A 22,210-nucleotide genomic window follows, 5' to 3' on the forward strand; every position below is an offset into this window, starting at 1 on the left:
CCCTTGGGCCCCTTCCGCCCGTCAGGCCGGCTCGGCCCCGACCTCGTCGCGGTGATTGTGCGGCAGGTAGGCGATGAGCATCTCGCGCACGAGGGACGAGCTCTTCGAGTCGCGGATGAGCAGGATGCCGTCGATGATGAGCGAGCGCGACACGTCCTCCTCCTCCAGCTTGACGTGGAGTTTGTCGGCGAGCGGCAGGGCGACCATGTTGGCGATGAGCGCGCCGTAGAGGGTGGCGAGCAGCGCGGTTGCCATGGCGGGCCCGAGCTTCGACGGGTCGGACATGTTGGCGAACATGGTTACCATGCCGAGAATCGTGCCGATCATGCCCCAGGCCGGCGCGCAATCCCCGAAGGCGCGGTAGATCTTCGAGCCCTCGTCGAGGTGCATGAGGAAATTGTCGCGGTCGCGTTCCATGGTGTCGCGGATGAAGTCACGGTCGTAGCCGTCGGCGATGTAGCGTGCGCCCTGCGCCAGGAACGGATCGGAGATCTCCATGCTCTCGAGGGCCATCGGGCCGGATTTCCGCACCACGTCGGCGATCCGGGTGATCTCCTCGATGAGTTCGCGCGGCTTGATCGCCCGCATGGAGAACGCGTAGCGCAGACCCATGGGCAGGCCGTGCAGCATGGTCGAGAATGGGAAGCGCATCGTCGTCGCCGCGGTGGCGCCGCCGAAGATCACGATGACCGCATGCTTGTCGAAATAGGCGGCGAAGTTGCCACCGTCGATCATGATCAGGGTGAAGACGACACCCATGCCGCCGACGAGCCCGATACCGGTTGCGAGGTCCATGATCACCGAGCCTGGGTGGCCGCCGGAGGCCGCGAAAGCGCCACAGGACGAGGCGCCGTCCCCATGTTGGCGGATTCAGCGTGAACGAACCGTAAAAGCCCTCGCACAGCGTGGCCGATCGTGTCATTCGCCGTTCAGGGAGCGAACGCCATAAGCGCGTCACGTCAAGGATTTGGCCGACCCCGCACGATGCGGGAAGGAGGCCGAACCGGCGACGCGTCACGGCGCATCCGCCCCATGCGGGGCCGCGCCAGGATCGGCACTCGGAGCGAACGGTATCATGTCGTTGATTCGTCTCTATGCCCGGGTCATGGGTCTGCTCGGGGCGGACAAGCGCCTCGCGATGGTCCTGGCCACGGCGAATGTCGCGCTCGCCGTCGCGGCCTTCGCCGAGCCCCTGTTGATGGGCCGGATCATCGACCAGCTCACGCACCTGAACGCGAAATCCAACGCCTTCACGACTCTGGCGCCCCTCATCGGCGCATGGGTGGCCTTCGGTCTGTTCACCATTGCGGCGGGCGTCACCATCGCGCTTCACGCCGAGCGCCTGTCCCATCGCAGCCGCCTCTCCTCCATGGCGAAGTACTTCGAGCACGTCCTCGAACTGCCGCTCGCCTTCCATTCCACGAACCATTCCGGCCGCGTCCTCAAGGCGATGCTGGAGGGTTCGAACGGCATGTTCTGGCTGTGGCTCGGCTTCTTCCGCGACCATTTCGTCGCCTTCGTTTCGCTTGCCGTCCTCCTGCCCATGACCCTGTTCGTGAATTGGCAGCTCGGCTCGATCCTGGTCGTCCTGGTGCTCGCCTTCACGGTGCTCACCACCCTGGTCATGCGCCGCACGGAGACTCTGCAGGGTCGGGTCGAGGAATATCAGTCGGGCTTGGCCGAGCACGCCTCGGACGCGCTGGGCAACGTCGCCGTCATCCAGTCCTTCACCCGCGCCAAGGCGGAGAAGGACGCCATGCACGGCATCATCCGCAACCTGCTCGCCGCGCAGATCCCGGTCCTGTCGTGGTGGGCGCTCGCCAACGTCGCCACCCGCGCCTCGGCGACGCTCACCATGACCGCCATCTTCATCACCGGCATCTTCCTGCACCAGCACGGCCAGGCCACCGTCGGCGAGGTTGTGGCGTTCATGAGTCTCGCCACCATGCTGGTCTCGCGCCTCGAGCAGGTGTCGAGCTGCATCAACGGCCTGTTTCAGCAGATGCCCAAGATCGCCGAGTATTTCGAGATTCTCGACACCACGCCGGCGGTGCACGACCGTCCCGGCGCGGCGCAGGTCGCCCGCTTCGACGGCGCGGTCTCGTTCGATGGCGTCGGCTTCTCATACAATTCCCGCCGCAAGGCCCTGGAGGACGTGTCCTTCACGGCCGAGGCCGGCGAGACCATCGCGCTGGTCGGTACCACCGGTTCCGGCAAGTCGACGACGCTGGGCCTGCTGCACCGCGCCTTCGATCCCGACCACGGCGCCATCCGCATCGACGGCACCGACATCCGCGACATCGGCCTGTCCAGCCTCCGCCACAACATCGGCGTGGTGTTCCAGGAGCCGATGCTGTTCGCCCGTTCCATCCGCGAGAACCTCCTCGTCGGCCGTCCGGACGCGACGGATGCCGAGATGATCGACGCCCTGGATCGGGCCCAGGCCACGGAGTTCATGGCACGCCAGGCCGACGGCCTCGATACGGTCATCGGCGAGCGTGGACGCTCCCTGTCGGGTGGTGAGCGCCAGCGCCTGTCCATCGCCCGGGCGCTCCTCAAGAATCCGCCCGTTCTCATCCTCGACGAGGCGACCTCGGCCCTCGATGCCACCACCGAGCGCAAGCTCCAGGGTGCCCTGGAAGCCGTGATGGAAGGCCGCACCACCTTCGTCATCGCCCATCGTCTCGCGACGATCCGCAACGCCGACCGCATCCTCGTCTTCCACGAGGGCCGGATCGTCGAATCGGGCAGCTTCGACAGCCTCGTGGCCCAGAACGGCCGCTTCGCGGATCTGGCCCGGGCTCAGTTCATGGCGGCGGAAGAGCCGGTGGAAATGCAGCTCGCGGCGTGAGGTTTCGTATCCTCCCCCCTCTGCGGGGAAGGGCGATCGCGAATGGCGTTCGGGGACCGTTGGACGTCCCACAACCCCGTGTCATCCCGGGGCCGCGCAGCGGAACCCGGGCCCCAGAAACACCGGTTTCGCAGAGTTTTGCACTGTCAGCGGCTCCGGATTGCACGCCTCCGGCGCGGCCCTCCGGGTCCGGGTTCGCCTGCGGCGCCCCGGAATGACATCGGTGGTCTTATGCGATCGCCCTGCCTAAAAGGAGAGGGGCCCCAGCAGCGCGCACGATGTGCGAATATGGCAGCCAGAACGGGCGGGAAGGGATCGTAAAATCGATCCGATCAATCCCGATGCGGCAGCGCCGCGTCCTCCGCCCAGACCCGGAACTTCGTCAGCCGGTTTCCCCCGAACGTATGTGTCAGCGGCACGTCCGCCGCGTCCCGCCCCCGGGCGACGAGAATGCGGCCCCGGCGCGGGGCGTTGTTGCGCGGATCGAAGACGTGCCAGCTGCCGCCGAGGTAGCATTCCGTCCAGGCGGCGAAGTCCCCCGGTCCGTGCGGTTCGGGTTCGCCGATGAAGCTGAGATAGCCGGTGCAGTAGCGCGTCGGGATATTGAGGGCCCGGCACAACGCCACGAACAGGTGGGCGTAGTCCCGACACACGCCGCGCCCACCCGCCAGGGCATCGGTTGCCGTGCGGTCGACATGGGAGTAGGCGTAGCCGAAGGTGATGTGGTGGTGGACGAAGTCGCACACAGCCTGCGCCCGCGACCAACCCGATCCCAGATGCCCGAACCGGTCCCAGGCTTCGTCCGAAAGGAGGTCGGATTCGCAGTAGCGGCTCGCCACGAGGAAGGGCAGGGCCTCTTCCGGAAGATCCTCGACGGGGTGTTCGATGGCGTCCGCCGCGATCGGATCGAGGCCCCCGTCATCGGGTATTTCGGCATGAACGCTCAAGGTCACGGCACCGGCGGGCGCGAGGAAGCGCACGGTCCGGTTGCCGAAGACATCGCGAAAGGTCTTGACCGGCACCGGCGGGTCGACCTGCAGCACATCGGGCGGAACGGCGGCGAGGCCCTTGACCGGGTAGCTGTTGAGGCGGGCGATCAGCGGGGTCGGATGGGGAAAGTCGTAGCCCATCTCGCAACCGAACCTGATCCGCATCGAAGTCCCCCCGGGCCGGCCGGCGCGCCGACCCTGGCCCTATGCCCGGCCCCGGTTGGGACGAATAGGCCGCCGAGGTCACACGCCCACGTCAATGCACACCCTGTGCGCAGATGAATCGGCCGGGTCAGGCACCAGGGTCCTACACACCATGGGCCCTGGCCTGTTTCTCCCGCATCCGCGCCTGGAGGCGCACCCGTCGCGCTGCAATGACGGTGCCATTGATCTCGCCGCCGAACAGGAACATCGCCGCGAGCCAGTACAGGAACACCAGGGCCACCATGGCGGTGGCGAGACTGCCGTAGGTCGAGACGTAGGCGTTGGAGAACCGGTCGAGATAGTAGCCGAAGCCGAGGCCGGCGAGGAACCACAGCAGCAGGGTCACCGCGACGCCCGGGATCACCGCGAGGAACGAGCGCCGCCCGGTGGCGACGAATTTGTGGGCGATGACGAGGACGCCCACCAGTAGGAAGGCCGTGATGCCGATGCGCCCGATGGCCACCGTCAGGCTCAAGGGCTCCAGACCGGGGGCGACGTTGAGGACGTTGCGCCAGATCAGCGGCCCGAGCACCACCAGGAGGGCGAAGGCCAGCATCGCGAGGGCGCCGCAGATCACGTAGGCGATGGATTCCAGCCGCGTGAGCCACCACGGCCGCTGCTCGCGCAGGCCATAGGCGCGGTTGAGCCCGACCCGCAGGCTCTCGACGCCGGCCGAGGAGAAGTACAGGGCCAGCACAGCGCCGACGGTGAGCACCCCACCGCGCTGCTCGGTCAGCACCCTGTGCATCTCGTTGACCACGGGCTTCGCGATCTCGCGCGGCCACGCATCGAAAATCAGCACGCCGGCCTCATCGGCGAGCGACTTGGTACCGAAAAGGCCGGCGAGCGCGGCCAGGAGGATGAGAAACGGGAACAGCGCGATGAGGATCGAGAGCGCGATGTGGCTGGCGATGGCCCAGCCGTCATGGGCGATGAAGCGCCGGGCTGCGACGTTCGCAATCTCGATGGGCTTGCTGAGGCGGCTCACGGGGGCAGGCTTTTCCTCGCGCGATGGATCGGCTGCCTTCTAAACGCGAGGGCGGGTTCCGGCGCAACGCGGAAGGGTGCCCGCGCGGAGGCCTCCCCCGATGTGGGTTGTGTTCCGTGCCGCACTGTGGTGCCTGCGCCACCAGCATGACCACCCCATCCCCCACCGCGCCGACCGCCGCCGTGCCGGCCATCTTCGTGCTCATCTGGGCGACGGGCTTCGTCGCGGCGCGCTTCGTGGCGCCGCACGCCGACGCGGTGACCTTCGTGGCCCTGCGCGTCGTCTGCGTCGCCGGAGTGCTGGCGGCGCTGGCCTGGGCGCTCGGTGCGCGCTGGCCGCGCGGCGGCCGGGAATGGACCGATGCCCTCGTCGCCGGCATCCTGATGCAGGGCATCTACGTCATCGGCGTGTTCTGGTCGGTCCAGCACGGCTTACCCGCCGGCATCGCCGCCCTCGTCGGCAGCTTGCAGCCCCTGCTCACGGCTCTGCTTGCCGGCCCGGTGCTGGGCGAGCGGGTCAGCCCACGCCGCTGGGCCGGGATCGGCCTCGGATTCGCCGGAGCCGGCCTCGTGCTCGCCCCCAAGGTCGGGGCGAGCGACGCCTCGGGCATCCCTCTGGCGGCGCTGGCCGCGTGCCTCGCCGCCATGGTCGCCATGACCACCGGGACCCTGTGGCAGAAAAGCCGGGGCGGTGCGGCCGACCTCCTGTCCAACGCCACGATCCAGTTCGTCGGGGCCGCCGCCCTGGCGATCCCGGTGGCCCTGCTCATCGGCACCGGCCGGTTCGACGCCAGCCTCCCGGCCTGGTTCGGCCTCGCCTGGTCGGTCCTCGTCAATTCCGTGGCGGGAATCCTGCTGCTCTTGGTCCTCATCAGGCGCGGAGCGGTGGCAGGGGTCGCGTCACTGCTGTTCCTCGTACCGCCGGTTTCGGCCCTGATGGCCTACGGCCTGTTCGGCGAGGCCCTGGCGCCGGTACAGCTCGCCGGCATGGCGCTCGCGGCCGCCGGGGTCGCGTTGGCGAGCCGGGGCTGATGTTTTTCTTTTCAGGGGTCTGCAATTAAATTAGTGACCGCGTCCTTCATCAGGGACAACGGGGGATTTTCTCTCGAAGAATAATGAATTCAGGCGGGAAAGTGCCACTCTGCGGCGAGACGCCTCTACAGGCCAGACGAACCTGTCTATAATGAGCGGCAACCCATTCTCTTTTTTGGAAAGAGTTGCCGCATGTCCGCTTCTCCCGTCGCGACCATCGAACCGCAGGATCTCCTGACCCTCGCCCGTGACGCCGGCGAAGCCGCCAAGAGCCTGGTTGCCGAAGCCACACGCCGGGTCCGCACCCGCGTGCTCTCGCCCGAGGGCAAGATTTCGGCGGAGAAGATGGAGCTCGAGCAGCACGCCACCCACGGGCTCGCCTGGATCGCCACCTACGCGGAGGGCGTGCGCGAGCTCGGCGCTTACGCCGCCCGGCTCACGGAAACGGGTGAGTTCGGCGAGACCGAAGCGCTCCTGGTGAAGATCGGTCTCGGCGAATACCTCGACCAGATGTTCTCGGGAATCCCCATGAGCCAGGGCGAGATGGTCCGCCCGACGGGCTCGCTCGGCCTCGGCGCCCGCGAGGTCGCGCAGTTCCGCAACGATGCCGTCGAGACGCTGATCGCCGAGGGCAACACGGCGGAGAACCGCGCGGCTTTGGTCGCCCGCATCCGCGACAACGGCGGCTCGGCCACCATCGGCAAGTCCGGCCTCGACGAGGACATGGAGGCGATCCGCTCCGAGATGCGCCGCTTCGGCCTCGCCGAGGTGGTTCCGCACGCCCACGAGTGGCACAGCCAGAACGCCTACATCCCCATGGAGATCGTGACGAAGATGGCCGAGCTCGGCGTCTTCGGCCTGACCATCCCGGAGGAGTACGGCGGCATGGGCCTGCCGAAGATCTCCATGTGCGTGGTCTCCGAGGAGCTGTCGCGCGCCTATATCGGCGTCGGTTCGCTCGGCACCCGCTCGGAGATCGCCGCCGAACTCATCCTGTGCGGCGGCACCGAGGAGCAGAAGCACCGCTTCCTGCCGGGCATCGCGTCGGGCGACACGCTCCCCACCGCCGTCTTCACCGAGCCGAACACCGGCTCGGATCTGGCCTCGCTCCGCACCAAGGCGGTCAAGGACGGCGACACCTGGAAGATCTCGGGCAACAAGACCTGGATCACCCACCCCGTGCGCGCCGACATCATGACCTGCCTCGTGCGCACCAAGCCCGAGGAGAAGGGTCACAAGGGCCTGTCGCTGCTCATCGCCGAGAAGCCGCGCGGCACCGACGCCGACCCGTTCCCCGTCGCCGGCCTGTCCGGCGGCGAGATCCACGTGCTCGGCTATCGCGGAATGAAGGAATACGAGCTCGCCTTCGACGGGTTCGAGGTTCCGGCCGCGAATCTCCTCGGTGAGGTCGAGGGCAAGGGCTTCACCCAGCTCATGCAGACCTTCGAATCCGCGCGCATCCAGACCGCCGCCCGCGCCATCGGCGTGGCGCAGAACGCCCTCGACCTCGGCCTGCGCTACGCCGAGGATCGGGTGCAGTTCGGCAAGGCGCTGATCAACTTCCCCCGCGTGGCCGACAAAATCGCCATGATGGCGGTGGAGATCAACATTGCCCGCCAGCTCACCTACTTCTCGGCCCGCGAGAAGGACGAGGGCAAGCGCTGCGACCTCGAAGCCGGCATGGCCAAGCTGCTCGGCGCCCGCGTCGCCTGGGCGGCGGCCGACAACGCCCTGCAGATCCACGGCGGCAACGGCTTCGCCCTCGAATACGCCGTGAGCCGCGTCCTGTGCGACGCGCGCATCCTCTCGATCTTCGAGGGCGCGGCCGAGATCCAGGCCCAGGTCATCGCCCGCCGCCTGCTCGAAGCCGCCTGAACACCGTGCGTGTCGCTCCCCCACGGGAGCGGTATCGCCTGAAACGAACAACGCCGGGGCCATGGGCTCCGGCGTTGTTCGTTTCAGGCCGGCAAAAGCGCTACTTGGTGATCTTCACCGAGACCGGATCGCTCGACGGAAAGGTCTCTTCCAAGGCCTCGTCGAGGCGCTCGCTGAGTTCGCCTTGGCTGTTCTCGGGTCGGCTCTTGTCGGACCCCTTCGGTGCGGGTTGGCCCGTGGTGGAGATCGTGTCGGCGTCCGACGTCTTGGTATCCTCGGCCATGGCGGCGTTGCTCCGATTTCCGTCGCCCGCCGCGTCGGGCGAGCCTCGCGGGATCAACGCGGGTGACCCGCCCCCGTATCCACCGTCGCGCGGCCACGGGGCAGGGCAGCGACGGTTGGCCGTCCGGCCGCGCGGCCGGGAACCGGCACCTTGGACGCGGCCTCGCGCAGAACCGTTTCATAGACCTGCGTCACCCGGTCGAGATGCGCATCGAGAGTGAGGGGGGCGGCCCAGTAGCGTGCGTGCGCCGCCTGGCTCATCCTGGCTGCGAGACCGTCATCCTTGAGCCGGACGAGGTGCGCGGCCAGGGCCTCGGGATCGCCCGAGCGGAACCAGAACCCGGTCTCGCCGTCCTCCACCGCCTCGCGACCCGCACAGGCGTCGCTGACGATGACGGGCGCGCCGCAGGCAAGGGCCTCGTAGACCGTCAGGGGCTGACCCTCGTACCAGACGCTCGGGAACACAAGGGCGCGCGCGTCGCGCATGAGGGCGTGGACGGCGGCCTCGTCCTTCCAGCCGAGCATCAGCGCCTCGGGGTAGCGCGCGGCGAGATCCGCGGCGGCGGGACCGTCGCCGACGAAGACCGGCCGCACCCCGGCCCGGCGCGCGGCCTCGGCGAAGACCGGCGCACCCTTCTCGGTGGAGATGCGCCCAACGAACAGGAACTCCCCCGGCGGGCCGGAGCGCGGCGGCGCCTTCGTCACGGCGATGGGGTTGTCGACCCGGTGGAACACGGTCGAGGCCGGCAGGTGCGGCCTGATCACCGTCTCCTGCAGGGCGCTGATGGTGACGATGTGGGGAAACAGGCGGCGCATCCCGGCGACATGATCGAGGGCGGCATGGCGCACCACCCGCAGGAGCTTGCGGGGGTAGCTCCGCGCGTCGCAATTCGTCGTCAGGCAATCCCGCGACATCGGCGTGCGATGGCAGATGCTCTGCGCCGGGTACTCGTAGAAGCCGCCGTTGGGACAGACGAGGAAGAACTCATGCATGGTGTAGAGCAGGGGCAGACCCGAGGCCCGCAGGCTCACGCCGATGGACGGCGACAGGGCCTTGGCGAAGGCGTGGACGTGGACCACCGTGTGGTGCGGGTCGAGCCCAGACAATTCCTCGGCGAGGCGCCGGGCGGCCTTCGCGTTCCAGATCGCCTGGACCGCGAAGGCGAGCTTGTTCGTGGTCGAGGCGATGTCATCCTGACCGAGGCAGACCACGCGGATACCGGCGGCTTCCAGGCGCGGATCGGCCGGACCGACTGCGGCGAACACGGTGACGTCGTGGCCCCGCGCCCGCAGACCCAAGGCGGAATCCAGCGCCACCTTGGCCTGTCCGCCGTTGATGAAGGCGTGATCGACGACGAGAACGACGTGCATGGCGGGCGCTTTCGTCGAGGGCGATGAGCAGTCCACGTTTACCGCTCGTGCGTTGATCGCCGGTAAATTGATCCCGCTTCGGATCTCCGCTCGGGAGGTGGCGCGGGGGACCGGCATGAACATCGTCATCCTCGCCGAATTCGCCGTGGCGAGCGGAGGGGCCGAGAAGGTGGCGGTGGAATCCGCCCGTGGCCTCGCCGAGGCCGGACATGCCGTCACCTACATCCAGGCCATCGACGGGCCGGCCGACCCCCTACTCGATCATCCGAGCATCGCCCGGATCGGCCTTCACAACGCCGATATCTGGAACCGGCCGGCGCACCGTGCCGCGATCTCGGGCGTCTGGGACGGGCCGTCCGCCGCCCGCCTCGGCGCCGCCCTCGACGGCCTGCCGGCGCGGCCGGACCTCGTCCACATCCACCAATGGACGCGCAGCCTGTCGCCGAGCGTGTTCCCCGCCCTGTTTTCCCGTGACCTGCCCGTGGTCGTGACCCTGCACGACTACTTCATGGCCTGCCCGAACGGGGTCTACTACCGCTTCGACACAGAGGCGCCCTGCACCCTCACGCCCCTGTCGCCGAGTTGTCTCGCCGCGCCCTGCGATGGGAAGAGCCGCCTGCACAAGCTCGTCCGGGTCGGGCGCAACGCGGTCCTGCGCACGACCCTGCGTCGCCACCCCCTCGACGTGATCCACGTCTGCGACGCCAGCGTCGCGCGGATGGGGGACCTGCTGGGCCACCTCGACCTCACCCATCACCGGGTCGACAACCCCGTGCGTGCGGCGCGCGCCGAGCCCGGCGATCCGGCGCGCGCCGATTCCGTGGCGTTTGTCGGCCGGCTCACCCGGGAGAAGGGCGCCGACCTCGTCGCGGCCGCCGCCGCCCGCGCCGGCCTGCCGGCCCTGTTCATCGGCGCCGGTCCCTTGGAGGCGGAACTGCGCGCCTATCCCAACGTCGAGATCCTGGGCTGGCAAAGTCCCGAAATGGTCTGGGAGTCGATCCGCACCCGGGCCCGCGCCCTCATCGCCCCGTCGCGCTGGTACGAGACCGGTCCGCTCACGGTCTACGAGGCCCTGGCGCATGGCGTGCCGGTCATCACCTCGACCCGGGCGGGTGCCGGCGAAAAGGTCGTCGATGGCGTGAACGGGTTCGTCGTGGAGCCGAACGTCGAGGCTTTGGCGGGGGCCATGCGCCGTCTCTTCGACGATTCGAGCCTGTGCGCCCTCGGCCAGGCCGCGAGCGCCCGATACTGGGCGGCGCCGATGACCCTCGCCGCCCACGCCACCGCCCTCGGGGCGGTCTACGCACGCATCCTCGCGGGCCGGACCGGCCGGAACCGGGCGGCTTGAGGGCGACGGAGGATCGATGCGGAATGCCCCGCCGGACCGGAATTTTCTTTCTTCTCCAGGCTTGACGTTCATGTTGCACCGCAACATAAAGCTCTCGCGGCGCGACGATTCGTAGCGCTCCCTCAGATAGAGAGATACATCATGAGCGGCCAGACCTTCGAGATCCCGACCGAGATGCGCGCCTTCGCCGAGAAGAGCGTCGATCAGGCCCGCAGCGCCGTCGGCAACCTGATCGGGACCGCGATGAAGACCGCCGAGCAGATGCAGACCTCGTCGAAGACCGTGCAGGATTCGATGCAGACGGCCATCGCCAAGAGTTTCGACCACGCCCAGGAGAACGCCAGCGCCACGTTCGACTTCGCTCAGAAGCTCGTCCGTACCCGCGACCTGCGCGAGGCCTTCGAGCTCCAGTCCGAGTTCGTGCGCAGCCAGATCGCCAGCCTGCAGACCCAGGCCAAGGATCTCGGCGCCCTCGCCCAGAACACCCTGCGCCCGTCGGCCTGAGTCCGACCCGGCGATTCGCCCGCCAGGACGGATCGCTTCGCCCTTCGGCGCACCCCCGCGACACCGGCCGGAGGCCGGATTTCGGCAGGGGGCGCCGGTTCGGGTAGGATGCATCCGAACGGATCGAGGAGAAGATGGCCATGGTGAAACGGCGTAAGGGGCCGCCCGCGCGATCGAGCGCGGTGCGGCGCAATCCGGAGAGGGCTGAGATGGTCACCGAGTCCCGCCCTCCTGAGAACGTCTCCGAGCCGGAGAATGACGTGCCGGCCCTGGAGACGGAGGTCCACACGGCGTCGGTTCACGATGTCCTCCTGGAGACGGTGTCGACCGAAGCCCTCGAGGCTGGCACAGGGCTGCACGCCACCGAGGACTCGCCTCCGCAGGGTGCCCCCGCGCAGGACGCTGCCGTACACGAGCCGGTCGAAGCGGCCGAGACCGTGGAAGTCATCACCGATGAGGCCGAGCCGGCAGCCGTGATGCAGCCGCCCGAAGCCCTGGACGCCACGCCGGACGCGATCGCGATCCCGGACGTCACGCCCGAGCCCGAAGCCGTTCCGGCGGCCGGGACGATTCCCGAGGCGGTCGCCGTCGCGGCGATCGAGACCATTCCGGCCTCCGTCGCCCTGCCCGTCGCCGTGACCCCGGACGCGGTCCTGCGTCCGACCACGGCGTCCTTCGATGTGATCGGCGAGATCACCGAGGTGAACGCCACGATCCTCGCGTTCCTGCGCAACGAAGGCAGCGCCGCCATGGCGCATTGGCAGAGCCTGTCGGGCGCCAAGACGCCGGCCGACGCCATCCGCATCCAGGTCGACGAGATGCAGCGGGCGGCCGATGCGTCGCTGACCTGCTTCAACGTGCTGGCCCGCCGCGCCGGGCGCCTGGCTGCGGGGATGGGCCGGGCCTGACACGGCCCTCGCGCGGAACCCCATGGGCGTCTAGATAACCCGATATCCCCGCATCGCCCCCACCACCCTCTGCCGGTGGGGGCAATGCGGTTTGCACTTTCGGGAGTCCTCGATGCCGCGCTCGCCCCTGATGATCGTCCCCCTCGCGGTGGCCTGGCTCGCCGCCGGGCCGGCCGTCGCGCAGATGGCGCAGACGCCGGACAAAGCCGCCTCGGACAAGGCCACCCCCGACAAGGCGCCGGACATCGTCGAAAAGACGGTGCCGCAGGCCAAGGGTCAGGTGCAGCTTTCCTTCGCCCCCGTGGTGAAGCGGGCGGCCCCCTCCGTGGTCAACGTCTACGCCTCCCACGTCGAGACGCGGGGAGCGAGCCGCAGCGCCATGGACGAGTTCATGCGCCGTTTCTTCGGTGAGAACGGCAGCGGTCGCGGCCGAGGCGGCGCACCGGGCGAACGGGCGCAGAAATCCCTGGGTTCGGGCGTGATCCTCGACGAATCCGGCCTCGTCATCACCAACAACCACGTCATCGAGAACATGAACGAGGTCCGCATCGCGCTGGCCGACCGGCGCGAGTTCGAGGCGACCATCGTGTTGCGCGATCCCCGAACCGATCTGGCCGTGGTCAAGATCAAGAGCCCGACGGGGGGCCTCGTGGCGATGCCGTTCGGCGATTCCGAAGCCCTGGAAGTCGGCGACTTCGTCATGGCCATCGGCAATCCGTTCGGCGTCGGCCAGACGGTGACGCAGGGCATCGTCTCGGCCCTGGCCCGCACCCAGGTCGGCTCCTCGGACTATCAGTTCTTCATCCAGACCGACGCGGCGATCAATCCGGGCAATTCGGGCGGGGCGCTCGTCGACCTCAAGGGGCACCTCGTCGGGATCAACACCGCCATCTACTCGCAGTCGGGCGGCAGCCACGGCATCGGCTTCGCGATTCCGGCCAGCATGGTCCGCGCCGTGGTGGAGACCGCCAAGGGCGGTGCGACTTCCGTGCGCCGGCCCTGGCTCGGTGCCCGGGTCCAGAGCGTGACGCCGGACATCGCCGAGAGCATGGGCCTCGACCACCCCACCGGCGTCCTCGTGGCGAGCCTGCAGCCCAAGAGCCCCGCCGAGGAGGCCGGGCTGAAGCGCGGCGACCTCATCCTCACCGTCGACGGCAAGACCGTCGACGATCCGGAGGCCTTCGGCTACCGCTTCGCCCTGAAGGGGCTCACCGGCACCACCAAGTTCGGCATCCTGCGCGGCACCAGCCGCACCACCGTGGCGGTGAAGCTCAACCCCGCGCCGGAGACGCGCCCACGCGACACCCTCAAGGTCCGCACCCGCTCGCCGTTCATGGGCGCCACCCTGGTCAACACTTCGCCGGCCGTGGCCGAGGAGATCCAGCTCGATCTCCCCGCCGAGGGCGTGGCGGTGGCGGGCGTCGACGAGAATTCCATCGCGGCCCGGGCCGGCCTGCAGAAGGGCGACATCATCGTCGCCATCAACGGCGCGCCGATCTCCACCACCAAGGACCTGGAGCGGATCACCCGCAACAGCCTCAACATGTGGGAGGTCTCCATCAACCGCGGCGGCGAGGTGCTGACCTCGGTGTTCGGGGGATAAGGGTCAGCGCGAATCCCCGGTTCGGGGTTCGCGCGCGGTTCCGGGTTGCGAAGCCGCGTGCCCCGCGTCTTGATGCGCCCATGTCCGACCTCTTCGCCTCCGCCGGCCTCCAGAACGCCGCGCCGCGCCCCCTCGCCGACCGGCTCCGGCCCCAGACCCTGGCCGAGGTGGTGGGGCAGGAGCACCTCACCGGGCCGGACGGGGCGCTGACCCGGCTGCTCGCCGGAAAATCCTTCGGCTCCCTCGTCTTCTGGGGGCCGCCCGGGACCGGCAAGACCACCGTCGCGCGGCTTCTGGCCCACGAGACCGATCTGCACTTCGAGCAGATCTCGGCGATCTTCTCCGGCATCGCCGACCTGAAGAAGGTGTTCGAGGCCGCCCGCCAGCGCCGGACCCTGGGGCAGGGGACCCTGCTGTTCGTGGACGAGATCCACCGCTTCAACCGCTCGCAGCTCGACGCTTTCCTCCCGGTGATGGAGGACGGTACCGTGACGCTGGTCGGCGCCACCACGGAAAACCCGTCCTTCGAGCTCAATGCCGCGCTCCTGTCGCGCGCCCGCGTCCTGCTGTTCCGGGCCCTCGACGACGCGGCCATCGCCAAGCTGATGGTTCGCGCGGAGGCCCTGACCGGGCGGCCCCTGCCCCTCGACGAAGAGGCGCGCGGCGTCCTCGTCCGCATGGCGGATGGCGACGGACGCGCTTCCCTGACCCTGGCGGAGGAGGTCTGGCGCTCGGCGAAAGCCGGCGAAGTCTTCGATGCCGAGGACCTGCAAAGGATCATCCAGCGCCGGGCGCCGATCTACGACAAGTCCCAGGAGGGCCACTACAATCTCATCAGCGCGCTGCACAAGACCGTGCGCGGCTCCGACCCGGACGCGGCCCTGTACTACCTCTGCCGGATGCTTGACGGGGGCGAGGACCGACTGTTCATCGCCCGCCGCCTCGTGCGCATGGCGGTGGAGGATATCGGCCTCGCCGACCCGCAGGCCCTGGTGGTCGCCACCGCCGCCAAGGACGCCTTCGATTTCCTCGGTTCGCCGGAGGGCGAACTCGCGCTCGCCCAGGTCACGGTCTATCTCGCCTGCGCACCGAAATCGAACGCGGTCTACAGCGCCTACAAGGCCGCGACCCGCGTCGCCAAGGAGCACGGCTCCCTGCCGCCGCCGCGCACGATCCTCAACGGCTCCACCAAGCTCATGCGCAAGATCGGCTACGGCGAGGGCTATCGCTACGACCACGACGAGCCGGATGCGTTCTCGGGCCAGGACTATTGGCCGGAAAAGCTCGGCCGGCAGCATTTCTACACGCCGACCGACCGGGGCATGGAGCAGCGCTACGCGGACCGCCTCGCGCACTGGGAGGCGTTGCGCCGGCAGCGGCAGGATGAAGGGTAGGACGACCCCTCGACATGCCGTCCCGTTGTGAGGCGCCGGCGGTCGCTCAGGCGGCCATCACCCTGCGGGATGCGGCGGCACGATTGAGTTCGTCGATGATCGGAACGTCGCGGGCCGACGGGGCCGGGCGGCCGAGGAGGTAGCCCTGGACCTCCGTGCAGCCCTCGGCCTTGACCAGATCGAGATGCGCCTGCGTTTCGACGCCCTCCGCCACCGTCGTCACCCCGAGCCGCCTGCCGAGATCGGCCACGACCCCGACGATGGCCGCGCAATCCGCCCGCCGCACGGCGTCCTGCACGAACGACCCGTCGATCTTGATCTTATCGAAGGGAAACGAGCGCACGTGCGCCAGCGACGAGAATCCGGTCCCGAAATCGTCCAGCGCCACGCGCACCCCGAGGTCGCGGACGCGCCGCAGATCGGCGAGGCAATCGAGTTCGTCGGCCAACAGGGCGCTCTCGGTGATCTCGATCTCCAGACGGCTCGGCTCGAGCCCGGCGCTGACCAGCGCATGAAGGACGTTCGTCGCGAGCGTCCCCTTCCCGAGTTGCTTGGCGGAGACGTTGACGGCGACTCGGGCATCGTCGTCCCAGGACGCGGCATCCTGGCAGGCGCGATTCAGGACCCAGATGCCGAGTTCGTCGATCAGGCCGCTATCCTCGGCGACGCCGATGAACTCGCCGGGCGGAATCCACCCCCGGATATGGTGGTGCCAGCGGATCAGCCCTTCGCGGGCCGTGACGCGGCCGGTCGCGAGGTCGATGATCGGCTGGTAGAACAGGAACAGGCTGTCCTTGTTGCCGAGCGCCTGGCGCAGCTTGAGCTCGAGGCGCACGCGCTCGTGCAGCCGTGTCTCCAGTTCGGGCGTGAAGACCCGGAACGTCTTCTTGCCGGCGGCCTTGGCGGCATAGAGCGCCATGTCGGCACGCGACAGCAGCAGTTCCGAGTCGCTCCCATGCTCCGGCGCCGCCACGACTCCGATGGAAGCACCGATCTCGAGGCGACGCTCGGCCTCGATCTGGTAGGGGGCGACGATTTCGAGGACCAGCGCTTCGGCGAGCTCGGTCGCCTCGGTGATGCCCGCGTTCGTGATCAGGATGGCGAACTCATCCCCGCCGAGGCGGGCGACCATGATGTCGGGATGGGCGCAGCGTGTCCGCAACCGATCCGCCACCCGGGTGAGAAGCAAGTCACCGACGAGGTGGCCATTCGAGTCATTGATGAACTTGAAACCGTCGAGATCGATGAACAGCAATCCCAGTCGGGGATCCGGACGCGACAGGCTGGCTTTGAGGTGTTCGCGGAAGGTATTGCGGTTGGCGAGGGTCGTCAGCGTGTCGTAATGTGCGAGCTGCTGGATTCGTGCTTCGGCCGCGACCTGCTTGGTGATCACCGACCAGGTCAGCATTGGACCGAGATAAGTTCCGTCGGTGCCCGTCACCGCCGAGACCTGAAGGTCCAGGACCTCGGCACCGAGCTTGATCCGTGCGTGGTGCGGAAGATTGGCCGGATCGGACAGAAGTCGGCGCTGGTGTTCCGGGTGGCGATGGAACACGTCGATGGAGGCGCCGAGGAGTTCGGATGGCTTGATGGGCAGGAGATCCTTGATCTCGCCGAGGGTCTGCTTCGAAGTCTCGTTGAGATAGGTGATGTTGAAGGTGACGGGGTCGACCGTCATCACCGCAACCGGCATGTCGTCGATCATGCGCAGCAGGCGATACTCTTCCTGTTCCTTGGCCACCTCCGCGGTGGCGATGGCCCAGACCAGGAGGGCGCGGCTGATCCGGCCCGTGGAATCCGGCAGGGGGTGAATGTGCAGATCGAGCCATTCCTTCCCGAAGCAGATGCGGGCCTTGTGCGGCAGCCGGGCACGGTCCGACAGCAGGGTGCGCTGATGGAGCGGGTCCTTATGAAAGACGTCGATGGACGTGCCGACGATCTCGTTCGGGTCGAAGCCGAGTGTTTCACGGATCGACTGCAACAGCTCGATCGAGCACGGATTGGCATAGTCGATCACGAACGTATCGAGACTGCAGGTCATCGCCCCGACCGGAAGCGCATCGAACATGCGTTCGAAGGACAGTGGCTCGATCGGGCCGAAAGAGCCGGGCGGTGCCTTCCTGAGCGACGGACAACCCGACATCGACTTCCATCCTGTCCAGAGCGATATGCCCGATCACCGACCAATCGGGCTGCCGGCAGCTGTCGCTCCACAAGGCGAGCGACCTCGTCCGGGCGAACGCCGTATGAACCCGCGACACCGATCTACATATGGGCCGAGAAAACTAAATTTAAGTGAAAATCAGAATCGAGGACCAGAAGCAGAGGGTTAGGTTCTTGCTTAGACTGACTTATGACAAAATATTCTATTTTGAAATTTGCCATTGATTGAATAGTATTACCCTTTGTCTATTGGAAAATTTCTGGCTTTTGACGAGAAACGTCCTGGATGCGATTTCAGCAAACCGTAGTAATGTCGATCCTCGACCACAAGATTCATGCGTCGGCGTTTTGGCGAAGATCTGATGTGGCGTTTCGCTTTCTCATCGACCGGATGCTTCGATCCATTGGGTGGGCGCCATCGAGACGCGATTCACCTGGGACGCGTATGGCAATCATGGCGCAACTGAAGTTTGCAGCTGCGAGCCGTTCCGTTTCAAGGAGCACGACCGCACCGCACAAAAGCCGGTGGACCTCGCGGAAGCGAGCCTGTAGGTGAGCCGGCCCAATCATCCAGCGCTGATGCCGGAGACCCATCATGGCGGCCTGCGGCCTCGACTTCGGCACGTCGAACACCACCCTCGGCCTCGTCACGGAGCATGCGCCGGCCCTGGTCCCCCTGGAGGGCCGCCACGTCACGATTCCGAGCGCGATCTTCTTCCCGCCGGGGCAGGCCGCCTATGTCGGCCGGGCCGCCATGATGGAATACGTCGAAGGCACGCCGGGGCGGCTGATGCGCAGCCTCAAGTCGGTGCTCGGCTCCTCGCTGCTCGAGGAAACCACCCCCGTCGGCCGCGAGCGCATCAAATTCCGCGATGTCATCGGACGCTACCTCTCCGCCGTGAAGGCCCGCGCGGAGGCGGAGACGGGTGCGAGCCTCGACACGGTGGTGCATGGCCGCCCGGTGCACTTCGTCGACGGCGACCCCGAGGGTGATGCCCGGGCCGAGGACGCCCTGCGGGAAATCGCGAACAGCATCGGCTTCCGGCACGTCTCCTTCCAGTTCGAGCCCATCGCGGCCGCCCTCGACTACGAGCAACAGGTGCGCTCGGAAGAAATCGCCCTCATCGCCGATATCGGCGGCGGCACCTCGGACTTTTCCATCGTGCGCCTGTCGCCCGAGCGCCATGCCAAGGCGGATCGGGCCGAGGACATCCTGGCCAATGACGGCGTGCGCATCGGCGGTACCGATTTCGACCGGCGCCTCAGCCTCGGCACGGTGATGCCGCTGCTCGGCCTCGGCAGCCCGATGAACCGCGGCGACATCGACGTGCCCAACGCCTACTTCCACGACCTCGCCACGTGGTCGAGCATCAACCGCCTCTACAATGCCCGGACCCTCCGGGAGATCGAGGAGGTCCGCCGCGACGCCCGCCGCCCCGAACTGATCGACCGGCTCTACAAGGTGGTGGAGGCCGAGCGCGGACATTCCCTCGCCATGGAGGTCGAAGGCGCCAAGATCGCCACCTCGGATGCGGGCCGCGGCAGCGTCGGTCTCGACTGGGTCGAGCGCGGGCTCTCGGCCGAGATCGACCGGACCGGCCTCGTCACCCACACGGACGAGCTCGCCCGGCGCATCGCCGACCGGATCGGCCGCTGCCTCGCCCAGGCCGGTCTGACCGCCGACCGCATCGACGCCCTGTTCCTCACGGGCGGATCCACCGGCCTGCCGCATGTCCGCGCGGCGCTGACGGCGGCCGTGCCCGGGGCGCGGACCGTCGATGGCGACACCTTCGGCTCCGTCGGCACCGGCTTGACCATCGAGGCGGCCCGGCGGGCGGCCTGATTGCCTGTTGGCAGGCAAGGCCCTGCGCCCGGCACGCTATGCCGCGACGGGTGCGGGTGGTACGAGCGCAGCATGACCACACGACCACCTTCACGCGGCGGCGCCGGACGCAAGGGCTCCGGCGTCGGGGCGAGCAAGCGACCCGGGCGCGGCCCCGGTCCCGCCGGCAAGAGCCCGTTCGGTGCCAAGAGCCCGTTTGGTGCCAAGAGCCCGTTCGGTGCCAAGCGGCCGTTCCGCAACGCCAAGGACCCCGAGCGCGAGCGCACGGGTCCGCGGACCAGCGCCCTCGACGCGGCCCAGCGGGCGGCGTCCATGCGCGGCGAAGCCGACAAGCGGGCACCCTGGCGCCCCGGTGACGCGCCGGATGCAGAGGCCGAACATCGCGATCAGCAGGACCTGCCGACGCGCGTCCGCAGCCCGCGGCCGCCGGCGTCCGAGGAGAGGTCCGAGGAATCCCCGCGCCGCGCCCGCGCGCCCCGTCCCGAGGCGGCCGCGGCGCCCGTGGAGGGCCCGACCCGGCGCGAGCAGCGCGCTGCCGCATCCGCCACCCTGGCGTCCGGCGTCCAGACCCTTGTCGTCGAGGAGGACGAGGCCGAGATGCGCATCGACCGCTTCCTGACCACGCGGTTTCCGCAGCTGCCGTTCACCCGCGTCCAGAGCATCGTCCGCAAGGGTGAATTGCGCGTCGATGGCAAGCGCGCCAAGCCCAACGACCGGCTTCTGCCCGGCATGAGCGTGCGCGTGCCGCCGCTCAAGCTCGACGCCGTCGGCGAGCGTCCGCGCAGTGCCCAGCGCGACGCCACCGATGCCGACTTCATCCGCTCGCTGATCCTCTACGAGGATGCCGAGATGATGGTTCTGAACAAGCCCTTCGGCCTCGCGGTCCAGGGCGGTTCGGGCACCGTGCGGCACGTCGATGGATTGCTGGAAGCGCTGGCCGGTCCGGACGGGCAGAAGCCGCGCCTCGTCCACCGCCTCGACAAGGACACCGCCGGCTGCCTCATCGTGGCGAAGACCCGGCTCGCCGCCGCGACGCTGGCCAAAAGCTTCCGCTCGCGCTCGGCCCGCAAGGTCTATTGGGCGCTCACCGCCGGGGTGCCCCGCGTGCATCAGGGCAGAATCTCGACCTATCTGGCCAAGGAGGAGCCCACGGATGCCGACGCGCGCATGCGGGTGGCTCAGCACGGTGACGACGGCGCGGCGCACGCGCTGACCTACTACGCCATGGTGGACAACGCGGCCCAGAAGCTGTCCTGGCTCTCCCTGAAGCCGGTGACGGGCCGTACGCACCAGCTGCGCGCGCACGCCGCCCATATCGGCCACCCCATCGTCGGCGATCCGAAGTATTTCAGCATCGAGAACTGGGAATTGCCCGGCGGCATCCAGAACCGCCTGCACCTCCTCGCCCGCCGCATCGTGATTCCGCATCCGCGCACGGGCAAGCCCGTGGATGTCACGGCTCCGCTTCCGCCGCACATGGCACAGAGCTGGAACCTCCTCGGGTTCGACGCCGCGCGCTACGATCCCATCGTCGAGGCCCCTGAAGCCTAAAGCCCTCGGAGAGCCGAGACCTCCCGCGGGACGGGCGAGCGGAGAATGCGACGGTGTCGCACGCCGTGACCTTGGCAATCCCTCGACATGCCTTATCCTCGTGAACAACCTTGGGTGCGCGCCGCGTCTCGGCGAGACCGCATCGCGCCAAGCCGTCTCGAAGGTCACGCCCATGAACCCCGCGACTGTCGCCTGTAGCGCACTCCTGGCCCTGTCCGTCCTGGCTTTCGCGCCCGGGTCGATGGCGCAGACTGCGCCTTCGTCCGCTCCGCAGACACGCCCGACGCCGGCCGCGACGCCCCCGGCCGCTCCGGGGGCCCGTCAGGCGAATTCCCCCCAACCGGGCCAGACGCAGGCGACGCCGCCTTCCGCGCAACGCCCGGCCAGTCCGGCGCAACCCACCCCGGCACAGGCGGCGCCGACGCCCGGCGGACGCGGCGCCGGGGCTGCGCGGCGGCCCCGATCATCCTATGCGAGCTGCAATCGGCTCGCCCATGCGCGCGGCCTGCGCGGGGGGGCGCGGCGCCGTTTTCTCATCCGGTGCAAGCTCGGCTACGAGCGTCCGCGCCCGCCGCAGGCCGCTCCGGCCCGCCAGCCGTGACGGGCGCGCGCCCGTGACGCTCATCGTCTTCGACGTCGATGGCACCCTCATCGACAGCCAGCACCTCATCGTGGCGGCCCAGGGTCTCGCCTTCGCCGAGCACGGCCTCGCGGCGCCGAGCCGGACCGAATCCCTCTCCGTCGTCGGGCTGTCCCTGCCTCAGGCGTTCCGGCGCCTCGTCGGCGATCACGGTCCGGTGGAGGGCCTGTCGGAGAGCTACCGGCGCGCCTTCAACCTCCTGCGCCTCGATCCGAACTACGAGGAGCCGCTGTTTCCCGGCATGGAGGCCCTGCTCCAGCGCCTGCACGCCCGTGACGACATCCAGCTCGGCATCGCCACCGGCAAAGCGCGGCGCGGAGTCGACCGCCTCATCGAGACCCATGGCTGGCAGGATTGGTTCGCCACCACCCAATCGGCCGACGATGCACCGTCGAAACCCGACCCGACCATGCTGCGCCAGGCCATGGCGGAGGCCGGTGCCACGCCCGAGACCACGGTGATGATCGGCGACACCACCTACGACATGGAAATGGCGGTCAGCGCAGGCGCCGTCGCCATCGGGGTCGGCTGGGGCTACCATCCGGCCGGTGCCCTGTTCGGGTCCGGCGCGGCCACGGTGGTGGAGAGCGCGAGCGCCCTCGGCGAGCTTTTCCCGGGTGCCGGTCCCGTGTTTCCCTGATCCTATGATCCAGGACGGCGGCGGG

The 22,210-nt window shown here is 68.5% G+C and carries 17 protein-coding genes; 11 read left to right on the top strand and 6 right to left on the bottom strand.

Annotation, left to right across the window (positions count from 1 at the left end; genetic code table 11):
- Nucleotides 1–21: 21 nt before the first annotated feature.
- Nucleotides 22–795: a MotA/TolQ/ExbB proton channel family protein gene (locus FV218_RS02145; protein ID WP_056086226.1), complete on the bottom strand. Its 774-nt coding sequence runs from the start codon at nucleotides 793–795 to the stop codon at nucleotides 22–24.
- Nucleotides 796–1,075: 280 nt separating this feature from the next.
- On the opposite strand from FV218_RS02145, the gene FV218_RS02150 reads away from it, so the two are divergent.
- Nucleotides 1,076–2,851 (top strand): glucan ABC transporter ATP-binding protein/ permease, encoded by a 1,776-nt coding sequence (locus FV218_RS02150; RefSeq protein ID WP_147708536.1) that lies wholly within the window; start codon nucleotides 1,076–1,078, stop codon nucleotides 2,849–2,851.
- 332 nt (nucleotides 2,852–3,183) lie between these two features.
- Here FV218_RS02150 and FV218_RS02155 read toward each other — a convergent pair whose 3' ends face one another.
- Complete coding sequence (locus FV218_RS02155; protein WP_147708537.1) at nucleotides 3,184–4,005, bottom strand: transglutaminase family protein; 822 nt, start codon at nucleotides 4,003–4,005, stop codon at nucleotides 3,184–3,186.
- Nucleotides 4,006–4,147: 142 nt separating this feature from the next.
- Complete coding sequence (locus FV218_RS02160; RefSeq protein ID WP_056086218.1) at nucleotides 4,148–5,032, bottom strand: YihY/virulence factor BrkB family protein; 885 nt, start codon at nucleotides 5,030–5,032, stop codon at nucleotides 4,148–4,150.
- A 146-nt stretch (nucleotides 5,033–5,178) separates the two neighbouring features.
- On the opposite strand from FV218_RS02160, the gene FV218_RS02165 reads away from it, so the two are divergent.
- Both FV218_RS02165 and FV218_RS02170 read left to right on the top strand, forming a co-directional pair.
- Nucleotides 5,179–6,063 (top strand): DMT family transporter, encoded by an 885-nt coding sequence (locus FV218_RS02165; RefSeq protein WP_147708538.1) that lies wholly within the window; start codon nucleotides 5,179–5,181, stop codon nucleotides 6,061–6,063.
- Nucleotides 6,064–6,255: 192 nt separating this feature from the next.
- Complete coding sequence (locus tag FV218_RS02170; protein WP_056086212.1) at nucleotides 6,256–7,938, top strand: acyl-CoA dehydrogenase family protein; 1,683 nt, start codon at nucleotides 6,256–6,258, stop codon at nucleotides 7,936–7,938.
- 100 nt (nucleotides 7,939–8,038) lie between these two features.
- Here FV218_RS02170 and FV218_RS02175 read toward each other — a convergent pair whose 3' ends face one another.
- Both FV218_RS02175 and FV218_RS02180 read right to left on the bottom strand, forming a co-directional pair.
- On the bottom strand, nucleotides 8,039–8,221 hold the full coding sequence (locus FV218_RS02175; RefSeq protein WP_056090985.1) for a hypothetical protein: 183 nt from the start codon (nucleotides 8,219–8,221) through the stop codon (nucleotides 8,039–8,041).
- Between the two features lie 53 nt (nucleotides 8,222–8,274).
- The gene (locus tag FV218_RS02180) at nucleotides 8,275–9,591 is read right to left on the bottom strand and encodes a glycosyltransferase family 4 protein (protein ID WP_147708539.1); all 1,317 of its coding nucleotides are present in this window, start codon (nucleotides 9,589–9,591) and stop codon (nucleotides 8,275–8,277) included.
- Between the two features lie 115 nt (nucleotides 9,592–9,706).
- On the opposite strand from FV218_RS02180, the gene FV218_RS02185 reads away from it, so the two are divergent.
- The 5 genes from FV218_RS02185 (at nucleotide 9,707) to FV218_RS02205 (ending at nucleotide 15,348) form a co-directional block, all read left to right on the top strand.
- Nucleotides 9,707–10,939 (top strand): glycosyltransferase, encoded by a 1,233-nt coding sequence (locus FV218_RS02185; protein ID WP_147708540.1) that lies wholly within the window; start codon nucleotides 9,707–9,709, stop codon nucleotides 10,937–10,939.
- 141 nt (nucleotides 10,940–11,080) lie between these two features.
- Nucleotides 11,081–11,443 (top strand): phasin, encoded by a 363-nt coding sequence (locus FV218_RS02190; RefSeq protein ID WP_056086204.1) that lies wholly within the window; start codon nucleotides 11,081–11,083, stop codon nucleotides 11,441–11,443.
- 209 nt (nucleotides 11,444–11,652) lie between these two features.
- Nucleotides 11,653–12,351 (top strand): hypothetical protein, encoded by a 699-nt coding sequence (locus tag FV218_RS02195; RefSeq protein ID WP_147708541.1) that lies wholly within the window; start codon nucleotides 11,653–11,655, stop codon nucleotides 12,349–12,351.
- A 112-nt stretch (nucleotides 12,352–12,463) separates the two neighbouring features.
- Nucleotides 12,464–13,954: a DegQ family serine endoprotease gene (locus tag FV218_RS02200; protein ID WP_147708542.1), complete on the top strand. Its 1,491-nt coding sequence runs from the start codon at nucleotides 12,464–12,466 to the stop codon at nucleotides 13,952–13,954.
- A gap of 80 nt (nucleotides 13,955–14,034) precedes the next feature.
- Nucleotides 14,035–15,348: a replication-associated recombination protein A gene (locus tag FV218_RS02205; protein ID WP_147708543.1), complete on the top strand. Its 1,314-nt coding sequence runs from the start codon at nucleotides 14,035–14,037 to the stop codon at nucleotides 15,346–15,348.
- Nucleotides 15,349–15,394: 46 nt separating this feature from the next.
- Here the strand turns inward: FV218_RS02205 and FV218_RS02210 are convergent, their stop codons facing one another.
- Entirely contained in the window at nucleotides 15,395–17,389 is a 1,995-nt protein-coding gene (locus FV218_RS02210) for an EAL domain-containing protein (RefSeq protein WP_246684955.1), read from the bottom strand.
- Nucleotides 17,390–18,106: 717 nt separating this feature from the next.
- On the opposite strand from FV218_RS02210, the gene FV218_RS02215 reads away from it, so the two are divergent.
- The 3 genes from FV218_RS02215 (at nucleotide 18,107) to FV218_RS02230 (ending at nucleotide 22,185) form a co-directional block, all read left to right on the top strand.
- Nucleotides 18,107–19,354: an Hsp70 family protein gene (locus tag FV218_RS02215; RefSeq protein WP_147708545.1), complete on the top strand. Its 1,248-nt coding sequence runs from the start codon at nucleotides 18,107–18,109 to the stop codon at nucleotides 19,352–19,354.
- Nucleotides 19,355–19,426: 72 nt separating this feature from the next.
- Nucleotides 19,427–20,905 carry an RluA family pseudouridine synthase gene (locus FV218_RS02220; protein ID WP_147708546.1) on the top strand — a complete coding sequence of 493 codons (1,479 nt, stop codon included), beginning with the start codon at nucleotides 19,427–19,429 and terminating at the stop codon, nucleotides 20,903–20,905.
- A 614-nt stretch (nucleotides 20,906–21,519) separates the two neighbouring features.
- Nucleotides 21,520–22,185 carry an HAD-IA family hydrolase gene (locus tag FV218_RS02230; protein WP_246684956.1) on the top strand — a complete coding sequence of 222 codons (666 nt, stop codon included), beginning with the start codon at nucleotides 21,520–21,522 and terminating at the stop codon, nucleotides 22,183–22,185.
- The last annotated feature ends 25 nt before the right edge of the window (nucleotides 22,186–22,210 follow it).

It is taken from the genome of Methylobacterium sp. WL69 (genome assembly GCF_008039485.1).
Lineage (GTDB): Bacteria > Pseudomonadota > Alphaproteobacteria > Rhizobiales > Beijerinckiaceae > Methylobacterium.

What these genes read in the sequence shown, in the direction of transcription:
- FV218_RS02145 (WP_056086226.1), bottom strand. Translation starts at nt 795, where the DNA reads ATGGACCTCGCAACCGGTATCGGGCTCGTCGGCGGCATGGGTGTCGTC.
- FV218_RS02150 (WP_147708536.1), top strand. Translation starts at nt 1,076, where the DNA reads ATGTCGTTGATTCGTCTCTATGCCCGGGTCATGGGTCTGCTCGGGGCG.
- FV218_RS02155 (WP_147708537.1), bottom strand. Translation starts at nt 4,005, where the DNA reads ATGCGGATCAGGTTCGGTTGCGAGATGGGCTACGACTTTCCCCATCCG.
- FV218_RS02165 (WP_147708538.1), top strand. Translation starts at nt 5,179, where the DNA reads ATGACCACCCCATCCCCCACCGCGCCGACCGCCGCCGTGCCGGCCATC.
- FV218_RS02170 (WP_056086212.1), top strand. Translation starts at nt 6,256, where the DNA reads ATGTCCGCTTCTCCCGTCGCGACCATCGAACCGCAGGATCTCCTGACC.
- FV218_RS02175 (WP_056090985.1), bottom strand. Translation starts at nt 8,221, where the DNA reads ATGGCCGAGGATACCAAGACGTCGGACGCCGACACGATCTCCACCACG.
- FV218_RS02180 (WP_147708539.1), bottom strand. Translation starts at nt 9,591, where the DNA reads ATGCACGTCGTTCTCGTCGTCGATCACGCCTTCATCAACGGCGGACAG.
- FV218_RS02185 (WP_147708540.1), top strand. Translation starts at nt 9,707, where the DNA reads ATGAACATCGTCATCCTCGCCGAATTCGCCGTGGCGAGCGGAGGGGCC.
- FV218_RS02190 (WP_056086204.1), top strand. Translation starts at nt 11,081, where the DNA reads ATGAGCGGCCAGACCTTCGAGATCCCGACCGAGATGCGCGCCTTCGCC.
- FV218_RS02195 (WP_147708541.1), top strand. Translation starts at nt 11,653, where the DNA reads ATGGTCACCGAGTCCCGCCCTCCTGAGAACGTCTCCGAGCCGGAGAAT.
- FV218_RS02200 (WP_147708542.1), top strand. Translation starts at nt 12,464, where the DNA reads ATGCCGCGCTCGCCCCTGATGATCGTCCCCCTCGCGGTGGCCTGGCTC.
- FV218_RS02205 (WP_147708543.1), top strand. Translation starts at nt 14,035, where the DNA reads ATGTCCGACCTCTTCGCCTCCGCCGGCCTCCAGAACGCCGCGCCGCGC.
- FV218_RS02210 (WP_246684955.1), bottom strand. Translation starts at nt 17,389, where the DNA reads ATGACCTGCAGTCTCGATACGTTCGTGATCGACTATGCCAATCCGTGC.
- FV218_RS02215 (WP_147708545.1), top strand. Translation starts at nt 18,107, where the DNA reads ATGGCGGCCTGCGGCCTCGACTTCGGCACGTCGAACACCACCCTCGGC.
- FV218_RS02220 (WP_147708546.1), top strand. Translation starts at nt 19,427, where the DNA reads ATGACCACACGACCACCTTCACGCGGCGGCGCCGGACGCAAGGGCTCC.